The sequence below is a fragment of the Shewanella sp. SG41-3 genome (genome assembly GCF_014164545.1).
Lineage (GTDB): Bacteria > Pseudomonadota > Gammaproteobacteria > Enterobacterales > Shewanellaceae > Shewanella > Shewanella vesiculosa.
The window spans coordinates 124629-144642 of record NZ_JACJFJ010000004.1 but is presented as its reverse complement, the minus strand read 5'-3'; the positions used below and the strand labels follow the sequence as shown (position 1 = coordinate 144642).

Annotated in this window: 14 protein-coding genes; 7 read left to right on the top strand and 7 right to left on the bottom strand. The window is 40.4% G+C overall.

Annotation, left to right across the window (positions count from 1 at the left end; genetic code table 11):
- Nucleotides 1–67: 67 nt before the first annotated feature.
- Nucleotides 68–2974, bottom strand: a complete 2907-nt coding sequence (locus H5164_RS09050; protein WP_182698401.1) for a TonB-dependent receptor domain-containing protein — start codon at nucleotides 2972–2974, stop codon at nucleotides 68–70.
- A 1128-nt stretch (nucleotides 2975–4102) separates the two neighbouring features.
- Here H5164_RS09050 and H5164_RS09045 point away from each other — a divergent pair.
- Nucleotides 4103–4801, top strand: a complete 699-nt coding sequence (locus H5164_RS09045) for a hypothetical protein (protein WP_182755712.1) — start codon at nucleotides 4103–4105, stop codon at nucleotides 4799–4801.
- A 289-nt stretch (nucleotides 4802–5090) separates the two neighbouring features.
- On the opposite strand, the gene H5164_RS09040 is transcribed toward H5164_RS09045, so the two are convergent.
- From H5164_RS09040 to H5164_RS09020, 5 genes are all read right to left on the bottom strand, one after another.
- Nucleotides 5091–8954 (bottom strand): S8 family serine peptidase, encoded by a 3864-nt coding sequence (locus H5164_RS09040; protein ID WP_182698399.1) that lies wholly within the window; start codon nucleotides 8952–8954, stop codon nucleotides 5091–5093.
- Nucleotides 8955–9248: 294 nt separating this feature from the next.
- Nucleotides 9249–9710, bottom strand: a complete 462-nt coding sequence (gene asnC / locus H5164_RS09035; RefSeq protein ID WP_124017288.1) for a transcriptional regulator AsnC — start codon at nucleotides 9708–9710, stop codon at nucleotides 9249–9251.
- A 98-nt stretch (nucleotides 9711–9808) separates the two neighbouring features.
- Complete coding sequence (gene rluA, locus H5164_RS09030) at nucleotides 9809–10486, bottom strand: bifunctional tRNA pseudouridine(32) synthase/23S rRNA pseudouridine(746) synthase RluA (protein ID WP_124017289.1); 678 nt, start codon at nucleotides 10484–10486, stop codon at nucleotides 9809–9811.
- 85 nt (nucleotides 10487–10571) lie between these two features.
- Nucleotides 10572–10862, bottom strand: a complete 291-nt coding sequence (locus H5164_RS09025; RefSeq protein WP_124017290.1) for a hypothetical protein — start codon at nucleotides 10860–10862, stop codon at nucleotides 10572–10574.
- Nucleotides 10863–10894: 32 nt separating this feature from the next.
- A complete protein-coding gene (locus tag H5164_RS09020) occupies nucleotides 10895–11314 on the bottom strand; it encodes a hypothetical protein (protein WP_124017291.1) in 420 nt (139 codons plus the stop codon).
- Nucleotides 11315–11718: 404 nt separating this feature from the next.
- On the opposite strand from H5164_RS09020, the gene H5164_RS09015 reads away from it, so the two are divergent.
- Entirely contained in the window at nucleotides 11719–12708 is a 990-nt protein-coding gene (locus tag H5164_RS09015) for a 2-hydroxyacid dehydrogenase (RefSeq protein ID WP_124017292.1), read from the top strand.
- A 145-nt stretch (nucleotides 12709–12853) separates the two neighbouring features.
- The gene (locus tag H5164_RS09010; protein WP_182755710.1) at nucleotides 12854–13591 is read left to right on the top strand and encodes a dienelactone hydrolase family protein; all 738 of its coding nucleotides are present in this window, start codon (nucleotides 12854–12856) and stop codon (nucleotides 13589–13591) included.
- Between the two features lie 230 nt (nucleotides 13592–13821).
- Here H5164_RS09010 and H5164_RS09005 read toward each other — a convergent pair whose 3' ends face one another.
- Nucleotides 13822–14385, bottom strand: a complete 564-nt coding sequence (locus tag H5164_RS09005) for a mechanosensitive ion channel family protein (RefSeq protein ID WP_124017294.1) — start codon at nucleotides 14383–14385, stop codon at nucleotides 13822–13824.
- 151 nt (nucleotides 14386–14536) lie between these two features.
- Between H5164_RS09005 and H5164_RS09000 the strand changes: the two genes are divergently transcribed.
- The 4 genes from H5164_RS09000 (at nucleotide 14537) to H5164_RS08985 (ending at nucleotide 19873) form a co-directional block, all read left to right on the top strand.
- Nucleotides 14537–15280: a spermidine synthase gene (locus H5164_RS09000; protein ID WP_124017295.1), complete on the top strand. Its 744-nt coding sequence runs from the start codon at nucleotides 14537–14539 to the stop codon at nucleotides 15278–15280.
- A gap of 254 nt (nucleotides 15281–15534) precedes the next feature.
- Nucleotides 15535–16104, top strand: a complete 570-nt coding sequence (gene ahpC, locus H5164_RS08995) for an alkyl hydroperoxide reductase subunit C (protein WP_124017296.1) — start codon at nucleotides 15535–15537, stop codon at nucleotides 16102–16104.
- Nucleotides 16105–16216: 112 nt separating this feature from the next.
- Nucleotides 16217–17782: an alkyl hydroperoxide reductase subunit F gene (gene ahpF, locus H5164_RS08990; RefSeq protein WP_182755708.1), complete on the top strand. Its 1566-nt coding sequence runs from the start codon at nucleotides 16217–16219 to the stop codon at nucleotides 17780–17782.
- Between the two features lie 471 nt (nucleotides 17783–18253).
- Entirely contained in the window at nucleotides 18254–19873 is a 1620-nt protein-coding gene (locus tag H5164_RS08985; protein ID WP_182755706.1) for a methyl-accepting chemotaxis protein, read from the top strand.
- Nucleotides 19874–20014 lie beyond the last annotated feature (141 nt).

The following is a 20014-nucleotide window of genomic DNA, read 5'->3' as shown; positions in this document are numbered from 1 at the left end:
GGTTTTAAGGCTCTCAAATTGCGTGTAAGGCATGCTTTATAAAATATGCTGCATGCCGTTTTAGTTATTAGAATGTCAACTTAACACCGGCGAAGAGTTGGCGACCAATAACATCATAAGCTTGAGGTGTTGTATTGGTACCAACTGCTGAACTTGTTGCTTGGATATCTGGTTGTTGATCGAGTAAGTTATTCGAACCAATATACACATTTACCGCATCATTAATTTGGTAGCTTGCTCGAACATCTACATAGTAAACAGCATCCATAGTGTTAAGATCATCCGATAAGGTCGTTTCTCCTAGAACACCTTTAGTTTCAGCACGATATGTCATCTGGGCAAACAGGTTAAAATCATCTGTGATGTTATATGAGGCATTCATAGTGTAGCGATATTCAGGGAATAATGTCGTTCCTAAATTGTCAATTTTACCTGTAAGAGTATCTATTTCATATTCGGCTAGGTAGTTAGCAATAAAGTTTACTGTCAGGTTATCCAGTGAATATGCTACTTCCAAATCAACGCCACTGGTTGAAATAGTATTAGCATTTATTGATGTCGAATAAATATTTAGAATCGGACCATCTTGCACATCTCTCACGATTCGGCCATCACAGGTCTTATCAAATTGTGATGGATCGACATCATAACAACGTTTAACCATAGTATCGGGAGTGATGGTCGTAATACCATCTTCAATTTCGATACCGTAGTAATCCACCGAAATCGAGAGGTTGTCTAGCGGAGTCATTACAAAACCTAATGTTAATGAGTCTGCCGTTTCTGCTTTTAAGTTAGGTGAACCACTTTGAGACACTAAGGTATTATTTGTCTCTGAACCCACTAATATATATTGGCCGTCTGGATCTGTATCCATTCGATTTGAAATTGCCGAGATAGAAGTGCAATTCACGTCGATATTAGATGTGCCTGTCTTGGAGGCACCATTACAGACATCTATCGTTGGGTTTGCAACACTGGTTGTTCCCGTAGAGAATATGTCATTGATATTCGGTGCTCTAACTGAGCTCGACTGGCTCGCGCGAATTCGGAACATCTCATGGATAGGTGCATCGATACCTAAACGGTAAGTTGAAGTAGTACCTATTGTTGAATAATCACCGAATCGAGCGGCAAGACTTAGGTTAAGCCAATCTGTAACAGGGACGTAAAGCTCACCAAAAACTTCCGCAACGTCAAAGCTGCCGTCGATTGGTTGAACAGGGCCTTCACGGGTGATGCCTAGTTGACGGAAACTATCAGGGTTTTCAACGGCGGATTCTTTTCGGTATTCAACACCAGCAGCAAAGCCTATGTTGTCATCTCCGATAGCAAAATCTAATTCACCAGACATAACACTGTTCACCACAAACTGTTCAACTTTACCTGTTTGCCCTGTGTTAACTGCAAGATACTTCATTGCTTCATCGGAAAAACCAGTGATACCAGCTTGACCAGCCAAACTATCAGTCGTTCCAAATGGATTCACTGGTACACAGCCATAAGTCCTGGCGATAACATCAGCACATTGGTATCCACCATTGCCGTCTTCTTCGATAGTGAGTGCTTGTTGCAAATTAGGTATGCTGAAGTCACCACTGTTCTGTTGTGTTTGTGAAGTTATGCCGTACGTTGCGCCTGTTTGCCAATCCATACCATTGTCTAAGTAGTAGGTATAGTTACCTGCCACGCGGAAAGTATCGCGTTGGTTTTCTGTGAGACGATTGCCAAATTCAAAAGTACGCCTATTGGTGGTTACACCATCAAGAGAGGTGTTATCTCCCATCACAGCTAAAAGTTGCTGTCCTGCGCTACTACCGACAAAGTATGGGCTCGTGGCGACGTCGATACCGGTTGTGCCGCCATTGCCTTTTCTGAAGACATTATTGACAACATCGATTGGTGCTTCTTCTAAATCAACCCGAGCCTGTGTTTGTGCATAGTTTAATTCAACCTCTAATGTTGATTTCTCAGAAATGTCGAAAGTGACTCCAGAAGCAATATTAAAGCGTTGATATGGCAAGACTAATGTACGATTAGAATGTTGATTGTCCCAGTCTGAGTCACTAGTTGGCTGATAATTACTGTCCAGTAAGGGTTGGTTTGCATTAAATTGATCGCCATTACCAAAGATTTTTAAATCGCCATAACCCAATAAAGCGCCATCCACATGACCAGGTCCATCTCGCCTTGCAATCGTATCTCTAATGCCATCGCCGTTGGTATCAACAAATCTCATTTCATATCGAGAAAAGTCTCTTTCAGAAGAATTCAATACCTCTTGATTAGCATAACCGGCGGAAATCCAAGCATTACCAGAGTCAAAGTTTTTGCCATAGGTAAAATCAAAATTTTGTCTTTCTGCGCCACCTTCGCTGGATTCTGCTGCAAAAGCGTTTATTTCTGCGCCATCAAAATTCTTTTTTGTGATGATGTTAATCACACCAGCAATCGCATCGGAACCGTAAATTGCGGATTGACCGCCCGTTAATACATCAACGCGTTCTATAATTGCGGTTGGAATTGAATTTAAATCAACACCATATCCCGTGTTTGCAGAAACACCAGATACATAACGACGACCGTTAACTAAGACTAAAGTTCGTGCAGAACCCAAATTACGAAGTGATGTTGTTGACACGCCGACATTACTGCCTGCACCACCAAGAGAAACGTTATCACTTGACCCATTTATCGCGGAAGTTACCGAAGGTATATTGTTGAGCACATCCCCAATAGAAATTGCTGCTATACCTTCAATCATCTCTTTACCCACTTCGGTAATAGGGGCGGATGATGAAGTGTTAGCGCTACCTTTAAAAATGTTTGAACCAGTAACAGCAATACGTTCAACATTTTTTGGGGTTTGTTCAACTTCCTTAACGCCTTCTACTGCCAAAACTGCTGGACTAAGTAAAGCAGCAATACATACCGACAACGCAGTGCGACTAAATGTTCTGTGGATGGTGTTCATACTTCCCTCTCTGAGTTTTATAGTTTTAATTTCATGTTCAACTGTTTCTGATGTCGTTAACGTTTTTAATTATTGAACAGATAACGCTCGCTTCTGTGTCATGCAGTTAACCTATCATACCATTACACAGTCGGCAACATAAATTACTCTAAATGTAAACTTGCGGTTTACACTTTGGTAACTTAGGCTCTGATTATTCCCGTAACTGCATTTTTGTTATATAAATATCGTTAATTCAATTTGTTATGTTTTTATGCAGGCTTTATACATTAGGCATTGGCATGGCTTTTTTGATTATGGATGTATGTTTAAATAAACAGAGTTCTATGCCATGTATTTAAAAAGCTACTTAGACTGGTGATTCGGGTGGTTATCTGTTGACTCATGTCATCAAAAGGTAGGGCTATCTCAAGGTGAATTTGTATTGTGTGTTGAGATTGAATGTAACTATATCGGTTGTTTTGAAAGACTAAAGCTGAGTGTCACGCTCGATATGTTATATAAGATTGGGAGGTGCTCGACTTTGAGTCACATGAGTTGCTGCCGAGTGGAATATCTGTTGAAGGTAAGACGTTGTCTGAAGCTTAAATACGCTCCTGATGCTTATTGCTGGCTTATGAGATCATTGTAAAGCCTGAGTATTATTGCTTTATAGCGACTAAGGTTCACATTTGCCTATTCAGAGTTCAGATAATTATGATGGCGACTTCAAATTGAGCTGAGCATAACGACGCTAACTGTTGGGATGATCCATTAAAGGCAAGCGTAGCAGTGATAAATCTGGTTCGGGTAGGTCAGTTGCTCATTGATAATGTTCATTTTTCATCTAATTGTCATCGCTAACAATTACGTACTTTCTGGCTGTTTCATATTTAATCCAAAGAAATAACTCACAATATGATGTTTAATTGTTAACTAAATTAATACCATATAAACAAAGTTTAATATAACGCTTAATGTGTTATTTATATAAAACAAAGCATTTACTATCAGTATCTTAGGTTTTTATCGGTAAATTATTATCTCACATTTTTTGTTTTTAAATCGATCTATTGTTGCGCTCTTACATGCAGGGCTTTAGTTTGGCTAATGTGCGTCAATTTTTGATGCTCACCTGAAGGAGTTTCCATGACAGCACAATTTAATGTTCAAATTGGTTCTTTTCGTAAAATCAACAAGATCTCTAACGCCTGGTCAAATAAAGATTACCTTCAATTGATGGCTATTATGGGCTTAAATGATGGCTTAGATGATATGGAGGAGTCTGAACTTAGAGAAATGTGCATGATGTCTTTAAATGATTTAGAGGCCACCGAAGCCGCTAAAATTGTCTTAACTCATTTATTCACTGAATTAGCAGAAGGTAAAATTGACCAGTTAAGTAATGACATGATTGGTGACAGGATGTGGGAAGAATATTCTGATTGCTTGCTTCATGAAGGCTTTTTTAGTGCTTATGCATTATTGAGAGAAGCTTTTAATGGTGTCTTTGCTGAGCCTACCGGCGTTGAGTTTACGGTTAATGTGACCGCAACAGATGCAGACGATTTAAGCATATTTGATCAGTCGTTGCATGCATCTATGGTACGTCTTTTAGCATCAGGGTTATCTCCCGATGTGTTATTACATCGATTGTTTGAAGATCAAATTACCGGCACACAATTTCCAGAAGCAACTGGCATATTATGGCAGTTAGAATCTGTTACAAGTGAAGGCTTATCACGTCAGTTTAAGATGGTCAGTTCAGATTTCTGGTTTGGACAATTAGCCAATATTGAGATGTTTGAGGCTTCAGCTCATGCTGATGAATCAGATGAAGAGGAATAGTTGATCGGGGGTTAGGGATAGTGAGCGTTTATTTAATAACTTTTAGCCTTGCTCGCTATCATTAACTTGCATCGGTTGCTAATCGATGGATAAGAGACCTTGTAAGTAAAAATCATCGGTTTGATATGATATAAGGTAAATGTTGTTATCTCACTTGTCGCTCATGTTAGCCAAGCTAAGGTGAAGAATATTATCTGATTAATTTCTTTAACTAATAAAAAACCAGCTGAATAATACAGCTGGTTTTTTTATATCATTTTGGCAATGCCAAATTAATGATGACTAATAATTAGTGCTTACGACGACGTAATGCAGCTAATGGTAGTAATAGTGCGGTTAACCAACCCATAGAACCACCAGAAGATTTCTCTTCTTCCTTGGTGACATTAATGGTTGCAGTACCAGGCGCACTTGTCAGTTCGCCGTCAGATGCGGTTACAGTGAACGTGAAGGTGTCATTACCTATAGGAGCGGTAAAGTTAATTGTTGGACCACCGTTAGTAAAGTTAACACTCTTACCACCAGTTTGGACCCAATTATACGTTAAAGCATCACCATCGATATCTTTACCATTAGCCTTCGCTGTTACAACGAAACCACCGGCACTATTCATTCCTGAAGGTGCAACAGTAGGAGCGTCATTTACGTTAGTCACAGTAATAACAACTTGTGCAGGAGTGCTCAGATTCCCTTCTTCATCAGTAGATGTATAAGTGAATGTGTCTGTACCTGTGAAGTCTGCTTTTGGTGTATAAGTAAATGATCCGTCAGCGGCCAAAGTAAGCTCACCATTAGTCACGTTATCAACAAGAGCAACAGTACTTAGTTTTCCTGCTGGAGATACGTCAATTAAGCGTTGAGCTTTAGCTGTCATGCCATCACCCGTTACTTGAGTACGAGCTACTTTTTGGTCTGGTTTAGTATCATTATCTAATACATTACCTTCCATAGAAGTGTCTTCATCAAGTGACGGCGCATCAGCTTGGCCGAAGCTAAACTCAGTGACCATAGCTTTATAGCCGATTTCAACACTACCAGAGTTTGATGCTCTAACTTCAACATAATCATCGTTAGTAACAGCTGAACCTACACCGTTGTAGTAATAAGTCGTTCCGATAGTACCACTGATGTTTTCTGCACCTATGGTTACGTTAGCTGGCATACCAGGAATGTCGAAGTAGTTAAACGTCACTTCTTCAGTATCGCCAGTTTTTAACCAAACGCTGAAGCTGTACTTGTCACCTGATGAATCACCATAAAGCTGTGCATCATTCCACTCAACAACTAAGAATGAAGCGCTTCCAGTGCTCACTACACCAATAGAGATAGCTCCACCACCAGTGTCGCCAACCGTACCATCACTTAAATCAAAATCTGACCAGAATGGTGCAAGGATATTATTTGGATTTGAGCTGTCAGGTAGTTCTTTATTAGCATAAGTACCAGCAGTTGAACTATTGCCAGGGATAACTATACCGTTATCAGAAATTGTGATTTGAGTATAAGTTTGGCCATTGTATTTGTAGGCTGGTACGTTAAATACAAATGTCGTTTCATCACAACCATCTAGGCAAGCTGGTGTTTGGCTTAAACCAAGGTCTGTAATATTTGGGTATGAACCAGAGCCACTTGAAGTAACCATTTCAGGCAAGTCCATTGAACCAACCCAAGTGATAACGCCAGTATTCTCATCAACAGATAGACCATTTTGCGAAGCGCCGTTCAGGACAACAGATACATCATCTTTCGATGTAAGCTTAGTGCCCTTAGGAGCAGAAGCTGTCACAGTAACAGTATTTTCGAACATGGTATTATTAACAACAGATTTTACAGTGAAAGGATCTGCAACAGTAATATCAGTATCAGTTGTATAAGTAGAGATTAATGATGAATCACTAGACTCTTTAGCTAATACAGCTAATGGAAGATGAGCATTTTGCTTACCTTCAGTGCTGGTGATCATTACGTTACCAAAGATCCAATCGCCATATTCACTGAATGTTGAATCAACAGTAACGGTAAAGGTTGCAGATGCACCCGCTTCAAGTTCAAGTGTTGATGGAGAAATCATTAGGCCAGCAGTATCAGAATTTGCTGAAAGTGCCCAAGATGATTTTTCATCACCTTTGTTGTAAACAGTACGAGTAAATGTACAGATACCGACACAAGAGTCTGCTGCAATTGAAGGCTTATCAAATGTTAATACTGCTTTTGCTGCAGCATCAAGATCCATACGACCAGCACCCATATCAAAAGGAGTTGCAGGTGTTGACGCGTCATCATCTAAAATACCATCCATTTTAGATGTTGATGTTAATGCTGTTTTAATATCAATTGATGACCAATCTGGATGTAACTGGCTTAATAAAGCAGCAGCACCCGCCACGTGTGGGCTGGCCATACTGGTACCAGTAATCATGTTAAAGTTTTCTCCACCATCGTCTGGTGAGAAAGCAGATAAAATATCTGTTCCTGGAGCAGCTAGATCAGGCTTGAGAATGTTTTCATTACCATTTGGACCACGAGAGCTAGACTGATTAATCGTATCAGCAAGGTTGCTTGCGATAATACGTTTAATTTCAGAACCTATAGTACCTTGAATCGTAGTGTCACCCATTGAATCAACAATTGCCATGCCATCATCTTGTGAGATCATAGCTGAAGGGAATGTAATACCTGGAACTGACATGGTGATTGGAGCACCAGCACGGTTATTGTATACCACAACCGCTTTAGCACCTGCGTTTTGAGCATTAGTTACTTTATCACTAAAGTTACAAGTACCACGTGAAATCAACGCAATGCCATCTTTAAACGAATCAGCGGCAAATGCATCACAGCCTTCAGTGTTTTCAGCATCGATGTTTAGAGCTAAAATAACTGGAGCAGTAATATCCATCTCAATGATGGTATCAGATCCTGGAACCGCTAATAAATCATCACCACCAACATTGAAGCTGTTAGCAAAATAACGGCCAGTAGTACTGTTAGCTACAGTGATACCAGATTCAATACAACCAGGACAACCAACTGATTTAGCTGCGTTACCATCGTTACCAGCAGCACTTACAACAACAACACCAGCAGCTTCAGCAGCTTCAAACATTGTTTTATATGGGCTGCTTGCTGGATCGGCACCGGCTCCACCACCCCATGAGTTATTGATTACGTCTGCACCATCATTAACAGCATGTTCTAATGCTTCCATCAGCATAATGTTAGAACCGCTGCCACCAGAACAATCTTCTTTAGAATACAGTGCTTTATAAGCCATTAAATATGCGGCTGGAGCAACACCTGATAAAGTAACGTCAACACCTTGGAAAGTGGTATCTACTTTGTTACCTACAGCGGTACCAGCAACGTGAGTACCATGACCACCGTAGCCTAATGGGCTCATGTATTCATCTGGACATACCGCAAACGTTGGTTGTGACCAACGTGCAACAATCAGTTTATCGTTACAGAATGAGCTATCAACCGTTGAACAATAGTCATCGGTTGGCATCATAGAAGTTGGAGCGGTAAAACCTTCTCCTGAGAACATTGGGTTCTCAGGACGAATACCACCATCAATAATTGCAACACGGATACCTTTACCGGCATTTTCCATACCATCAACAGCATTCCACATCGCTTGACTATTAATAATGCCAAGTGAAGCATCCATGTTTGTTTCGTACATTGCTTCAGGGTATACCGAGATAACCCCTGGAATAGCCATGATCTGTTCAACAGTTAACCCTTGGCTAACAATGGTTACACCGTTAAATAATGTCTTAAACTGACGTTCAACTTTAGCATTTGAAGCCACTTTTGAAAGTGCTTTTGTAAATGCTGCTTGCTCTGCTTGCAAATGAGATGCGTAACTTTTCACTGGAGCTGATTGAATGTCTAGCTTGCTATTTTTATCTTTAATAGCTGTAGAGGCTAAAGTAGAAATGCCACCTTGGTACTTTGCAATGGCAGGCGACTCTAATTCAACAATATAACGTTGAGGAGCTACTACGTTGTTTTGTCTTACTGTTGGTTTGTTGTTATTTTTAACGGACAGCAGTTCAATGCCTGTTTGGTCAGAGCTATATTGTGTATTTGCATAAGTCGCACTTGATATCAGTGCAGCCGAAATGGCTAGAGCTAATTTTGTCTTCACAACTTCTTCCTTGTTTTATACATCACTCAATGTGGGGGGAGGATATCGTTTTAAGACGATGTATATTAAGTGATAGTGTTTATATTAATTTCTGCTTATGTGTTGCACTCTGTGGTGCATCAACAGCATTTGTAGCACAAAGAATTAACAAAAGTAACACTCCAATTTAAAAAAAAGGCAATTAATTGTTAATAAGTATGTGTAGGTTTGTGATTTAGGTTATGAAATGCACTTGTAGCGTTTGACAATTCTGAAGGTAATACAGACGGGGAAAGAGATTAAGCCCTCAATGATTTAGGGCTTTACCGATCGGACAATAGGGTTTTGAAGGCTAATAAGTGTTTCAGTAGACTGGATTTCATCAATTGATTGGATACGGTTAATCAGCACATGCTGTAATCCATCGATAGATTGGCACATTACCTTTACAAATACCGAGTAATTACCAGTGGTATAATATGCTTCTACCACTTCTTCTAATTCATTTAGCTTGGCAATCGCTGCTGGATAATCGCCAGCACTCTTTAAATTGATGCCAATAAAGCAGCAAACATCATAACCCAGTGCTTTGGGGTTAACGGTAATTTGCGCGCCGGTGATAATGCCAGCTTGTTTCATTTTTTCAACGCGAACATGAATTGTCCCTGCACTGACATTGAAACGTTTCGCCAGTTCCGCAAAAGGTGTTCTGGCATCTTGCATCAGTGCGGTAAGAATATGATTGTCTAATTCATCACGATGAAATGAGCTATCCACGATATTAAGCCTAACAAACCATTAATTGGTCATAAATCTACGACTTTCATTGCGTAATAGCTACTACAATCCACATATTTATTAATAATGTTTAATTTTTACTGTTCATCGGTTGGCGTCATGAAAGTGACGGCTGCTTCAAAATGCATTGCTTGTCGTGAGTACGGATGAGTTATCGATAATGCTGCCGCATGCAGCAGTAACCTAGGTGATAAGCTTTTTGCTAAAGGATCGGCATAGAATCCATCGCCAAGGATCGGGTGCCCTAACGCCATCATATGAACTCTCAGTTGATGAGAACGTCCCGTAATTGGGGTGAGTTTTACTAACGTTGATTTAGCACCGTAACTGACAACTTCGACAAGTGTTACCGAAGGTTTGCCAATGGCGTGGTCGACTTTTTGCTTGGGTCTATTAGGCCAATCGCAAATGAGTGGTAAATCAACCTGAGTGATACTAGGCTTCATGTGGCCGGCAACCCGAGCATAATAAGTTTTGGCCGTTTCTCTATCACGAAATTGACGTTTTAATTCGCGCTCTGCACTGCGTCTAAGTGCGACGACAATCACCCCAGAGGTTGCCATATCTAGGCGATGTACAATTTGGGCATGAGGGTGTTCAGCTAAAACCCGCGCATAAATACTGTCATGATAAATGGCTTCTCTTCCCGGTACCGATAGCAGTCCAGAGGGTTTGTTTGCGACCAGAATATCTTTATCTTGATACAAAATATCCAGCCAAGGACTGGTGGGTGGGTTGTATATGAAATCAGCCATAGTTGCTCTCGTGAGTCAATTCGCGGCAAAGATACCGTTAGGGCTTATGATGTGCAAGTATAGAATGGTACTGAGAAGTGGCGACTTAAGAGAATGCATTGCCGTTAACGTGCATTATGGTAAACGTCCACACGACAAATGCGAGCGGGATATGCACTAATGCATAAAAACATTGATCAAGTCGACTCATGCCTTTTGCTAACCAAATTAAATACAGGTGTGTGGCGATCACTGCGGGAAATAGCACCAGCAGAGGATAAAGCGAAAATGGACTAGCATCAGCAAAAATGGCGTGAGTCACTATTGCCCACGCCACCATAAAAGCGGTCGTCATTGGCGGCATTGCTATGCGATATTGATCTGGGTAAGGGAACATCCCATGTCCTTAAAGTCATTTATAGTTGGGTATTAGCCTTTTATTTCTTTTTTACTCTGAATCACCTTCCGGTGCACTATCGAATAATGCCGCAATCCGGCGGGTCCATGAGATACAATAACAGATAATAAAATAATAAAGATGATTAATTCAGAATGGCATTGACTTATTTGAATAAAAAATCCTAACAATATGATTTTAAATAAGGTTAATACTCCTTTGAGTTGAATTAACCAGCGCCAATCTCTAATGATTTCCCAACTCATTAGCAGTACGCCAGATGTAATCGCTATAATCCAATAATTAAGCCATAGAGATAATTCAAGATTAAAGATAATACCGCCGCCACTGCCCACTATACCGATAATATGCAGTGCTCTTAATGACGTTTTACTGATCCGTTCGATCCAAAAACGACGGTTTGAGACTGGTAATTTTTTTTTATGATTCATAGTGTCGTGGGCTTAATAACATTGCGCTAATATTAGCAATTTCAATATGTAAAAACAGTGATATACGCAGCAGTTCTTTTTATTATCAATGTGATTATATTGCTTGTGGATCAAGTTTCATTTCCTTCAATATGGTTAGTATTTGACTCTAATATTGATTATGGTCATGGGATATTAGTGTGGCGAATGGGACAGATTTATTATCGGTATGACCAAATCGACTGAATTGCCAGTCACTATCCTTAAAGGCTCTTCACCAGAGAGAATCTAGATCACAACTTCATCGTTATTCAGTGTGATATTGACGACAATAACCGTTAATTCACATACAATTAATTCATATCTAGGGGCTGATCATATTGATGATTTGCTCATCAATTCGCTATTAGTAAATTTGGATACCTATGAAAATTGGATTTTTTAGCGCCAAGCCTTACGACATTCGCCATTTCACCAGTATTAACCAAACGTTTAAGGTCGATATTGAATTTTTTGATTACCGACTTTGCATGCAAAACGTCAAACTAGCGGAAGGCTATGAGGTTGTTTGTGCTTTCGTCAATGACTCCTTATGTGAAGAAGTATTAGTTGAGTTGGCCAAAGGTGGCACAAAAATTATTGCTATGCGTTGTGCTGGCTTTAATAACGTTGACTTAGTGGCTGCTGAGCGTTTAGGCATGAAAGTGGTCAATGTGCCCGCGTATTCACCAGAATCGGTTGCTGAGCATTCAGTGGCACTCATGTTGACGTTAAATCGTAAAATCCACAAAGCTTATCAGCGCACTCGTGACGCTAACTTTGCTTTATCGGGGCTTGTCGGTTTTAATATGTTTGGCAAAACCGTTGGCGTGATAGGTACGGGTAAAATTGGCCTAGCCACCATTAAAATCTTATTAGGTTTTGGCTGTAAAGTATTGGCATTTGACCCTTATCCAAACCAAGCTGTTATTGATCTTGGTGTCGAATATGTTTCATTAGAAACCCTCTATCCTCAATGCGATATCATCAGTTTGCATTGTCCATTGACCAAAGATAATCATCATTTACTCAACAACGTTAGCTTTAATCAAATGAAGCAAGGCGTGATGGTGATTAATACCAGCCGCGGTGGACTATTAGATGCATTGGATGCCATGGAAGCGTTAAAAGATGGCAAAATTGGTTCATTAGGGCTTGATGTATACGAAAATGAAAAAGGGCTGTTTTTTGAAGATAAATCAAATGAAATTATTCAAGATGATATCTTCCGCCGCTTATCGGCTTGCCACAATGTTATTTTTACCGGTCACCAAGCTTTCTTAACTGAAGAAGCGCTGAACTCGATCGCCTCAACAACATTAACCAATGTGACTCAGTTGATCACAGGGCAAGTTTGTAATAATGAGCTGTTTTAATTTGTTATAGTGAGCAGTAATAGCAGCTCATTAATACCAACTCACGACAAACATCAGCTTACTAATGCATAGGACATACGCTGGCAATTACCATTATGTTGAGTAGAGCCTTGTGTTGGGTATAATGTGAAATAAATGGAATATTATGATTACAACAACTGAAATTCACGATATTAAAACGGCCACGGGCTTGATGCGTACCACGCTTTATCGTCCGGATACTAAAGGCCAATTTGCGACTATCATTTTCTACTCAGAAATATTCCAGCAAACTGCTCCGATAGTTCGATCTGCTGCTATTTTGGCTGGGCATGGGTTTGTGGTGTTAGTACCCGAAGTGTTTCATGAGCTCAACCCTATCGGAACTGTGTTGGCGTATGACGACGTAGGTAAAGATAAAGGTAATGCAGACAAGTGGGCTAAGCCGTTAGAGCAACATGACAGTGACACTCAAGCGCTTGTCGATTTTGCGCGTGCACAGTCATTTTGCAGTGATAAAGTTGGCGCTATGGGAGTATGTATTGGTGGTCATTTAGCCTATCGAGCAGCGCTTAATCCTGATATTAGCGGGGCTTTTTGTTTGTATCCTACAGATATTCATTCCAATACATTACCTTGTAAAGAGGGCAATGATTCATTGGCTCGTACTGGCAGCATAAAAGGCGAGTTAGTGATGGTCTTTGGTAAACAAGATCCACATGTGACTAAAGAAGGTCGTAAGCTTATTTATCAAAAGCTTGAACAAGTGAATGCAAACTTTACTTGGCTTGAAGTCAATGCTCAACACGCTTTTATGCGCGATGAAGGTGAGCGTTTTGATGCCGCTTTAGCGTTGCAGATGTACTTGCAAGCCGTAGCGTTTTTCCATCGAGTATTAAACTAGCACCGCAATATATCTGCGCAGAGCTTAAGTCTGAGTATAAATATGGGCTTAAATAAAGCAGGCATTACTCTATTCGATACATAAGCCCAGTTAATGTTAATAAGATTATGTATCGATTCTCTACTTATTACGGCATTATTAAGCCGAAATTGTTGTCAACATGGCTAAGCCAGCAGAGCATTGGTTGCTATTAGTCAGATATAAATCACACCACTGGGTATAGCTAAAGATTACTTAAGCCATTTTGCTCTACTTGCATTAATCTTCGCCTTGGTTTTGTTGCTTGTTGCAAGTGAACTAGGGTGGCGTGGTTCGGGTAACTTAATCACCGCTTTTTGGAGCATCAAGCTGTTAGGGTAAGTCATCACATCGCCGATATCCCGTTTGATCAATACGTGAAACAAACTGATTTCGACAATAATGCCACTCATATCCTCTTCTTTATCGACAATTTTTATGCGATCGCCAATTCGATAAGGAAATGCAAAAAAGATCAATACACCAGCAGTGATGTTGCTCAATATCGACCATTGAGCAAATAGGGCCACGCCTAATACCGCAAAGGCTGAAGACACAAATAGCGACACCTCTTGATAGCCTAAACCTAATGACACCGCCATGACGGATATCGTCACAAAGAACAACAAATAAGAAATTAAACGAGTAATCAAACGGCTACGAACCTCGCTGACTTGTTTCTTTTGTGCTTGCTGACGGATCCATTTTTTGACCTGTCGCTGGGCTAGAAAGAACACCGCCAAATACAAAATTATCATCAATAAATGGTTAAACATGTCGATTTCCTATCTGGTCGTATTAATTTAATTCTGCGAGTTATCTGTATCACTTGTCGCCAACTTTATACTGTATTCTGGGGTATAATAAGGTTTTAAAGTAGAAAAATCTTGCTGTCACGTATTGGCGAGACTCCTCACAGAGTGAAGTATGTCTGATTATAAAGTATTGCACGTCGACGGTGATCGGTTTGGTGATTTTTGTGTGCTCGACGATGGCGACTATCGGGTCTTATCATTTGGTGATAATGATGAGCAAAGTAAGATGGATAAGAGTCAACCTCATGTACCGCAACATACTTATGTTCAGGCCATGTTAGCAGTGCTGTTATTCAGCCAACCCAAAAGTGTGATTATTTTAGGCTTAGGTGGTGGTGCACTCGTGCATTCCCTTAGGCATTTTGATGCAGCGATTAAAATTACTGCAGTTGAATTGCGCCAACAAGTTATTGAAGTGGCTAAACGCTTTTTTCAATTACCTTTAGGTAAAAAACTGACCATAGTGCACCAAGATGCCTATGTCTTTTTAGCCCAAGCAGAGCATAAAAAAGTCGATGTTATTTTTGCTGATATCTACAGCGACAAAGGCGTAGATAAACAACAGTTGTCTAACCAATTTATTCAGCAAACAAAACAGCTGCTTAAAACGGATGGCTTTTTAGTATTAAATTGTTGGAAAGAACACAGTCGAGACTTACAGTTACGTGACACGCTTCATGAGCATTTTAATCAAGTCTTTGCTTGTTTAACCGGTGGTGGGAATTGGGTGGTATTTGCCACCAATAAAGCCAATTGTTTTTCTGCCGCAAATAATAAGCAAGATTTACAAGCCCTTTCACAAAAGCTCGATATTAATGTTAGCCGCGTGCTGACACGATTTGGTCCTTGGGAATAACATCCACCAATAAACATCATTAATCGAGTACCAGCTTTCAAGCGTACTCGGTGTTGATGATTTATACCCTTCATACAAATAGTCTCTCAAAGATAGTTCAATATGAAAAACCGATTAGGGTGATAGTTTTTATCCGTTATACTTAGTTAGCCTCCATCGCTATTATAGCTACATCAGATGACGAGCACAGTTTGTTTATCATCACCGAAACCATATTGGTATCGGGTTTAATGTAAATCTAAATGGAGCATGACATGACACAATCTATCATCAATAGCACTATCAAACCGTTCAAAGCAACTGCATTCCATAATGGTGCTTTCGTTGACGTTACTGAACAAGATTTATTAGGTAAATGGGCAGTAGTGTTTTTCTACCCAGCTGACTTCACTTTCGTATGTCCAACTGAATTAGGCGACATGGCTGATCATTATGAGAAGCTACAGGCAATGGGCGTTGAAGTTTACTCAGTATCAACTGACACTCACTTCACTCACAAAGCTTGGCATTCAAGTTCAGACACTATAGGTAAAATTACTTACCCAATGATAGGTGATCCAACTGGCGCAATCACTCGCAACTTTGGTGTGATGATTGAGGAAGACGGCTTAGCACTACGTGGTACTTTTGTGATTAACCCTGAAGGCCAAGTTAAAGTAGCTGAAATTCATGACCTAGGTATTGGCCGTAGCGCTTCTGAACTAGTTCGTAAAATTCAAGCGGCACAATATGTTGCAACTCACGATGGCGAAGTATGTCCTGCAAAATGGCAGCCAGGTGAAGAAACATTAGCTCCTTCAATTGACCTAGTCGGTAAAATCTAACCACTAAGATAACCCTTAGGTTAGTAATATCATCTCCAGCTAGTCGGTGTTCCCCCGGCACTGACTAGCATCTTGTAAATTCATCGATTATTTCCCATTTTTAGGAGTTGTTATGTTAGATGCGAATGTAAAAAATCAACTGAAAACCTATCTGCAAAACCTCAAGCGCCCAGTTGAACTTGTCGTATCTGCAGATGACTCAAACAAAGGCAAAGAACTCACCAGCCTAGCCCAGGACATTGTTGACTCATCAGATCTAGTCTCAGTGACTTATCAGCAAGGTCAACGTACACCAAGTATGAGTGTGATTAACCCGCAAGCTGCAACTAATATCACCTTTGCAGGTTTGCCAATGGGCCATGAATTTACCTCACTGGTGCTAGCACTATTACACAGCGGCGGCCATCCGATTAAGTTGGATGCGGATATCATTGAGCAAATCCGTCAGCTACCAGGTGAATTCCATTTTGAAACCTATATTTCGTTAAGTTGCCAAACTTGTCCTGAAGTGATCCAAGCACTTAATATGATGGCAGCAATTAACCCAAACATTACTAACGTGATGATTGACGGTGCGTTATTCCAACAGGAAGTGAGCGATCGCAATATCATGTCAGTGCCATCAGTATTTTTGAACGGCGAAGCCTTCTCTGTGGGCGCCATTAGCGTTGTTGAAGTACTGAATAAGTTAGATAAAAATGCCGCAAGCAGACAAGCCGAGCTGCTTAATAAAAAGTCGGTTTTTGATATGTTAGTCGTGGGCGGTGGTCCAGCAGGCGCCGCAGCGGCCATTTATTCAGCTCGTAAAGGGTTAAATACCGGCATAGTTGCTGAAAAGTTTGGTGGCCAAGTGGCCGAGACGGTCGGTATTGAAAACTTTATTTCAGTGTCTAAAACCGAAGGTCCAAAACTGGTGGCGAACCTTGAAGCTCATGTTAAAGATTATGACGTCGATATTATGCAAAACCAACGTGCGTTGAGTTTAGCTAAAAACGGTCTGCTTAATGTGACGCTTGAAAGTGGCGCCACCTTAAGCAGTAAAACGATTATCTTAGCAACCGGTGCACGTTGGAGAGAAATGAATGTCCCTGGTGAACAAGAGTATCGTAATAAAGGCGTAGCGTATTGCCCACACTGTGACGGTCCGTTATTTAAAGGTAAGCGAGTTGCGGTTATTGGCGGCGGTAACTCAGGTATTGAAGCGGCTATTGACCTAGCAAACATTGTCGAACACGTCACTGTACTTGAGTTTGACAGTAAATTACGTGCCGATGAAGTGCTACAGCGTAAGGCTAAATCAATGGGCAATATTACGATAATTACCCAAGCCATGACCACGGAAGTTAAAGGTGATGGTACTCGTGTAACCAGTTTGGTTTACACCGATCGCGCCAGTGGTGAAAGTCATACCGTAACCTTAGCCGGTATCTTTGTACAAATTGGTTTAGTGCCTAATACCGAGTGGTTAAAAGGTGTGGTTGATATGACTCCTCGCGGTGAAATTATTGTCGATGAGCGTGGTCAAACATCTATTCCTGGTGTATTTGCTGCGGGTGATGTCACTAATATCCCCTTTAAGCAAATCATTATTGCCATGGGTAGCGGCGCCACAGCATCATTGGGAGCATTTGATTATTTAATAAGACATTCAGAAGAAGCCGATGTTCAAGCTGCATAAAATGTTGCAATAGCCATTTAATGAGGTGCTGTAATCGCCTCAATGAACCAAAAACAGCCCGCTTTTGCGGGTTTTTTGTTGTTATATTGATTTATAGTCTTTAAGTGAGTGGATTAACCGTCTATAAATAAGCACAAACAAATTGATATATTAGAAAAATTTCAAGTATATTGATGTTAGGCCGATATTGATTTACACCGATATACATTGAAAACTTCGTGATTTACAGCAACAAAAATTTATACTTGGTTAAGATTAAATAAAATTATGCTCTTATTATCAAAGATGCTTATAACAATAAAACATATAGTTAATTGACTAAAGAATAGCGTTAAGCGGTATTTTTACAGCACATAAAAACTCAAGGAGCGAGCACAGGCATCAATAGCCTTAATAACGATATTTTGGTCGCTGCATTAAGAAGTTTTACGTTTGCTTTATCTTCATTTGATTATCGCTTAGGGGCGAAATATGAATTGGTTTAGTAACATGTCGATCTTTAAAAAGGTAGGACTGATTTTTGTCTTATCAGTGATTATTTTTGCCGTTAACCTTGGCATCAGCACCGTTGCGATTAATAAAAACCGTGACACATTATCTTTCATGGAGACCAAAGTTGCACAGCGTGTTGAGCTTGCAAATCAAAATGTCATATTTGTCCAACGATTAGATGAGTTGTATACCCAATCAGTATCCTTTGCCGATGAAGATTTGCTCGGGAACGCCATGAAAACCTTTTCTTCACTCAAAGATAACTTAACCAATCTATCAACTATTGATCAGCCCGAAAGTGCATTGTTATCGCAATTATCTAACAGCCTAGACGAATACAATACCATGACACTGTCACTGGCTAGAGGAATGCTAGACGGTACTATTGATATGGCTGATGTAGGGCAAATTAGTCAGAAAAAAGCCAAAATATTCGAAAGCTTAACGAATGGGATCACGGCTTATAAGGCCGATAAAGTGGCAGAGTTTAGCTCTACTATTAAAGAAGCGGGTGACCGCTCTGAACAGAGTTTATACCTATCATTGGGCATAGGGGTCGCATTATTGGTCTTTATGGCTCTTTCAACTATTTCAATTGCGCGTGCCATTAGCGGCGCTGCGGGTGATGTGGCTAACTCATTAGGTGAATTAGCTGACGGTAAAGGCAATTTACGTCACCAACTGACGGTTGTCGGGACTGATGAATTAGGGCAGGTATCAAGCAACTTTAATCGATTTTTACGCTTACTTGCTGAGTCAATTCAAAGCGTTGTGAGTGTGACTAAACCATTGCTAGACAGCGCATCATCGCTAAAAGAGCGCATGGCGGTTGCAACTAAAGCGACTAAGCAACAAAGTCACGATGCTAAAACTGTGCATATGTCGATGGAAGAAATGCGTCATTCAGTCAATGATATTTCACACAGCGCCCAACAAGCGGCTGAAGCTGCACAAGTTGCTGAACGTGAGGCAACGGAAGGTTTAGCAGTAGTGCAGCGCACGGTGAGAATTTCACAAGAACTTAATTCAGGTATTGAACTCGCATCAAATTCTATCAATGAGTTAGCCAAAGATACCGAAAGTGTTGGCTCTATTTTGAACGTGATTACCTCTATTGCAGAACAGACCAACTTGCTCGCGTTAAACGCTGCCATTGAAGCCGCCAGAGCGGGAGAACATGGACGAGGGTTTGCCGTGGTTGCTGATGAAGTTCGTGCACTGGCGTCTAAAACTGCCGACGCGACTAAAGAGATCCGTGGCGTATTAGAAAAGCTTAAAGTAGCGGCTGAATCATCGGTTAGCACCATGGATGTGGCCATTGCTAAGTCATCAGAAAACGAGCGTTATGCCAAAGATACCGGTGCAGCATTAAGTTCAATTCAATCTAAAATTGTCAGTATTAACAGTATGAATACCCATATAGCAGCAGCTACAGGACAGCAGTCTTTAGTTGCTGCACATGTTGCCAATAACGTAGTTGAAATGAATGCTTCATTTGATCAAACACTGGGTATTCTTGCACAAGTGCAGGGGATTTCAGAAGGATTAGATGGGTTTGCTAATGAGCTTAGCCATGCGACCTCACAATTTAAATTGTAACGTTAATCTTAATATAAAATGCTCAGATAAATTTTAGTACCGCATAACAAAAAACGCAGAGAGAAATCTCTGCGTTTTTTGCTTTATTGCAGCGAAAAAAGATCTTATTTACCCCCAAACTTGAGCACATTTATGCGACAT

What these genes read in the sequence shown, in the direction of transcription:
- H5164_RS09025 (WP_124017290.1), bottom strand. Translation starts at nt 10,862, where the DNA reads ATGTTCCCTTACCCAGATCAATATCGCATAGCAATGCCGCCAATGACG.
- H5164_RS09015 (WP_124017292.1), top strand. Translation starts at nt 11,719, where the DNA reads ATGAAAATTGGATTTTTTAGCGCCAAGCCTTACGACATTCGCCATTTC.
- H5164_RS09045 (WP_182755712.1), top strand. Translation starts at nt 4,103, where the DNA reads ATGACAGCACAATTTAATGTTCAAATTGGTTCTTTTCGTAAAATCAAC.
- H5164_RS09020 (WP_124017291.1), bottom strand. Translation starts at nt 11,314, where the DNA reads ATGAATCATAAAAAAAAATTACCAGTCTCAAACCGTCGTTTTTGGATC.
- ahpC (WP_124017296.1), top strand. Translation starts at nt 15,535, where the DNA reads ATGACACAATCTATCATCAATAGCACTATCAAACCGTTCAAAGCAACT.
- H5164_RS08985 (WP_182755706.1), top strand. Translation starts at nt 18,254, where the DNA reads ATGAATTGGTTTAGTAACATGTCGATCTTTAAAAAGGTAGGACTGATT.
- rluA (WP_124017289.1), bottom strand. Translation starts at nt 10,486, where the DNA reads ATGGCTGATTTCATATACAACCCACCCACCAGTCCTTGGCTGGATATT.
- H5164_RS09050 (WP_182698401.1), bottom strand. Translation starts at nt 2,974, where the DNA reads ATGAACACCATCCACAGAACATTTAGTCGCACTGCGTTGTCGGTATGT.
- H5164_RS09005 (WP_124017294.1), bottom strand. Translation starts at nt 14,385, where the DNA reads ATGTTTAACCATTTATTGATGATAATTTTGTATTTGGCGGTGTTCTTT.
- ahpF (WP_182755708.1), top strand. Translation starts at nt 16,217, where the DNA reads ATGTTAGATGCGAATGTAAAAAATCAACTGAAAACCTATCTGCAAAAC.
- H5164_RS09000 (WP_124017295.1), top strand. Translation starts at nt 14,537, where the DNA reads ATGTCTGATTATAAAGTATTGCACGTCGACGGTGATCGGTTTGGTGAT.
- H5164_RS09010 (WP_182755710.1), top strand. Translation starts at nt 12,854, where the DNA reads ATGATTACAACAACTGAAATTCACGATATTAAAACGGCCACGGGCTTG.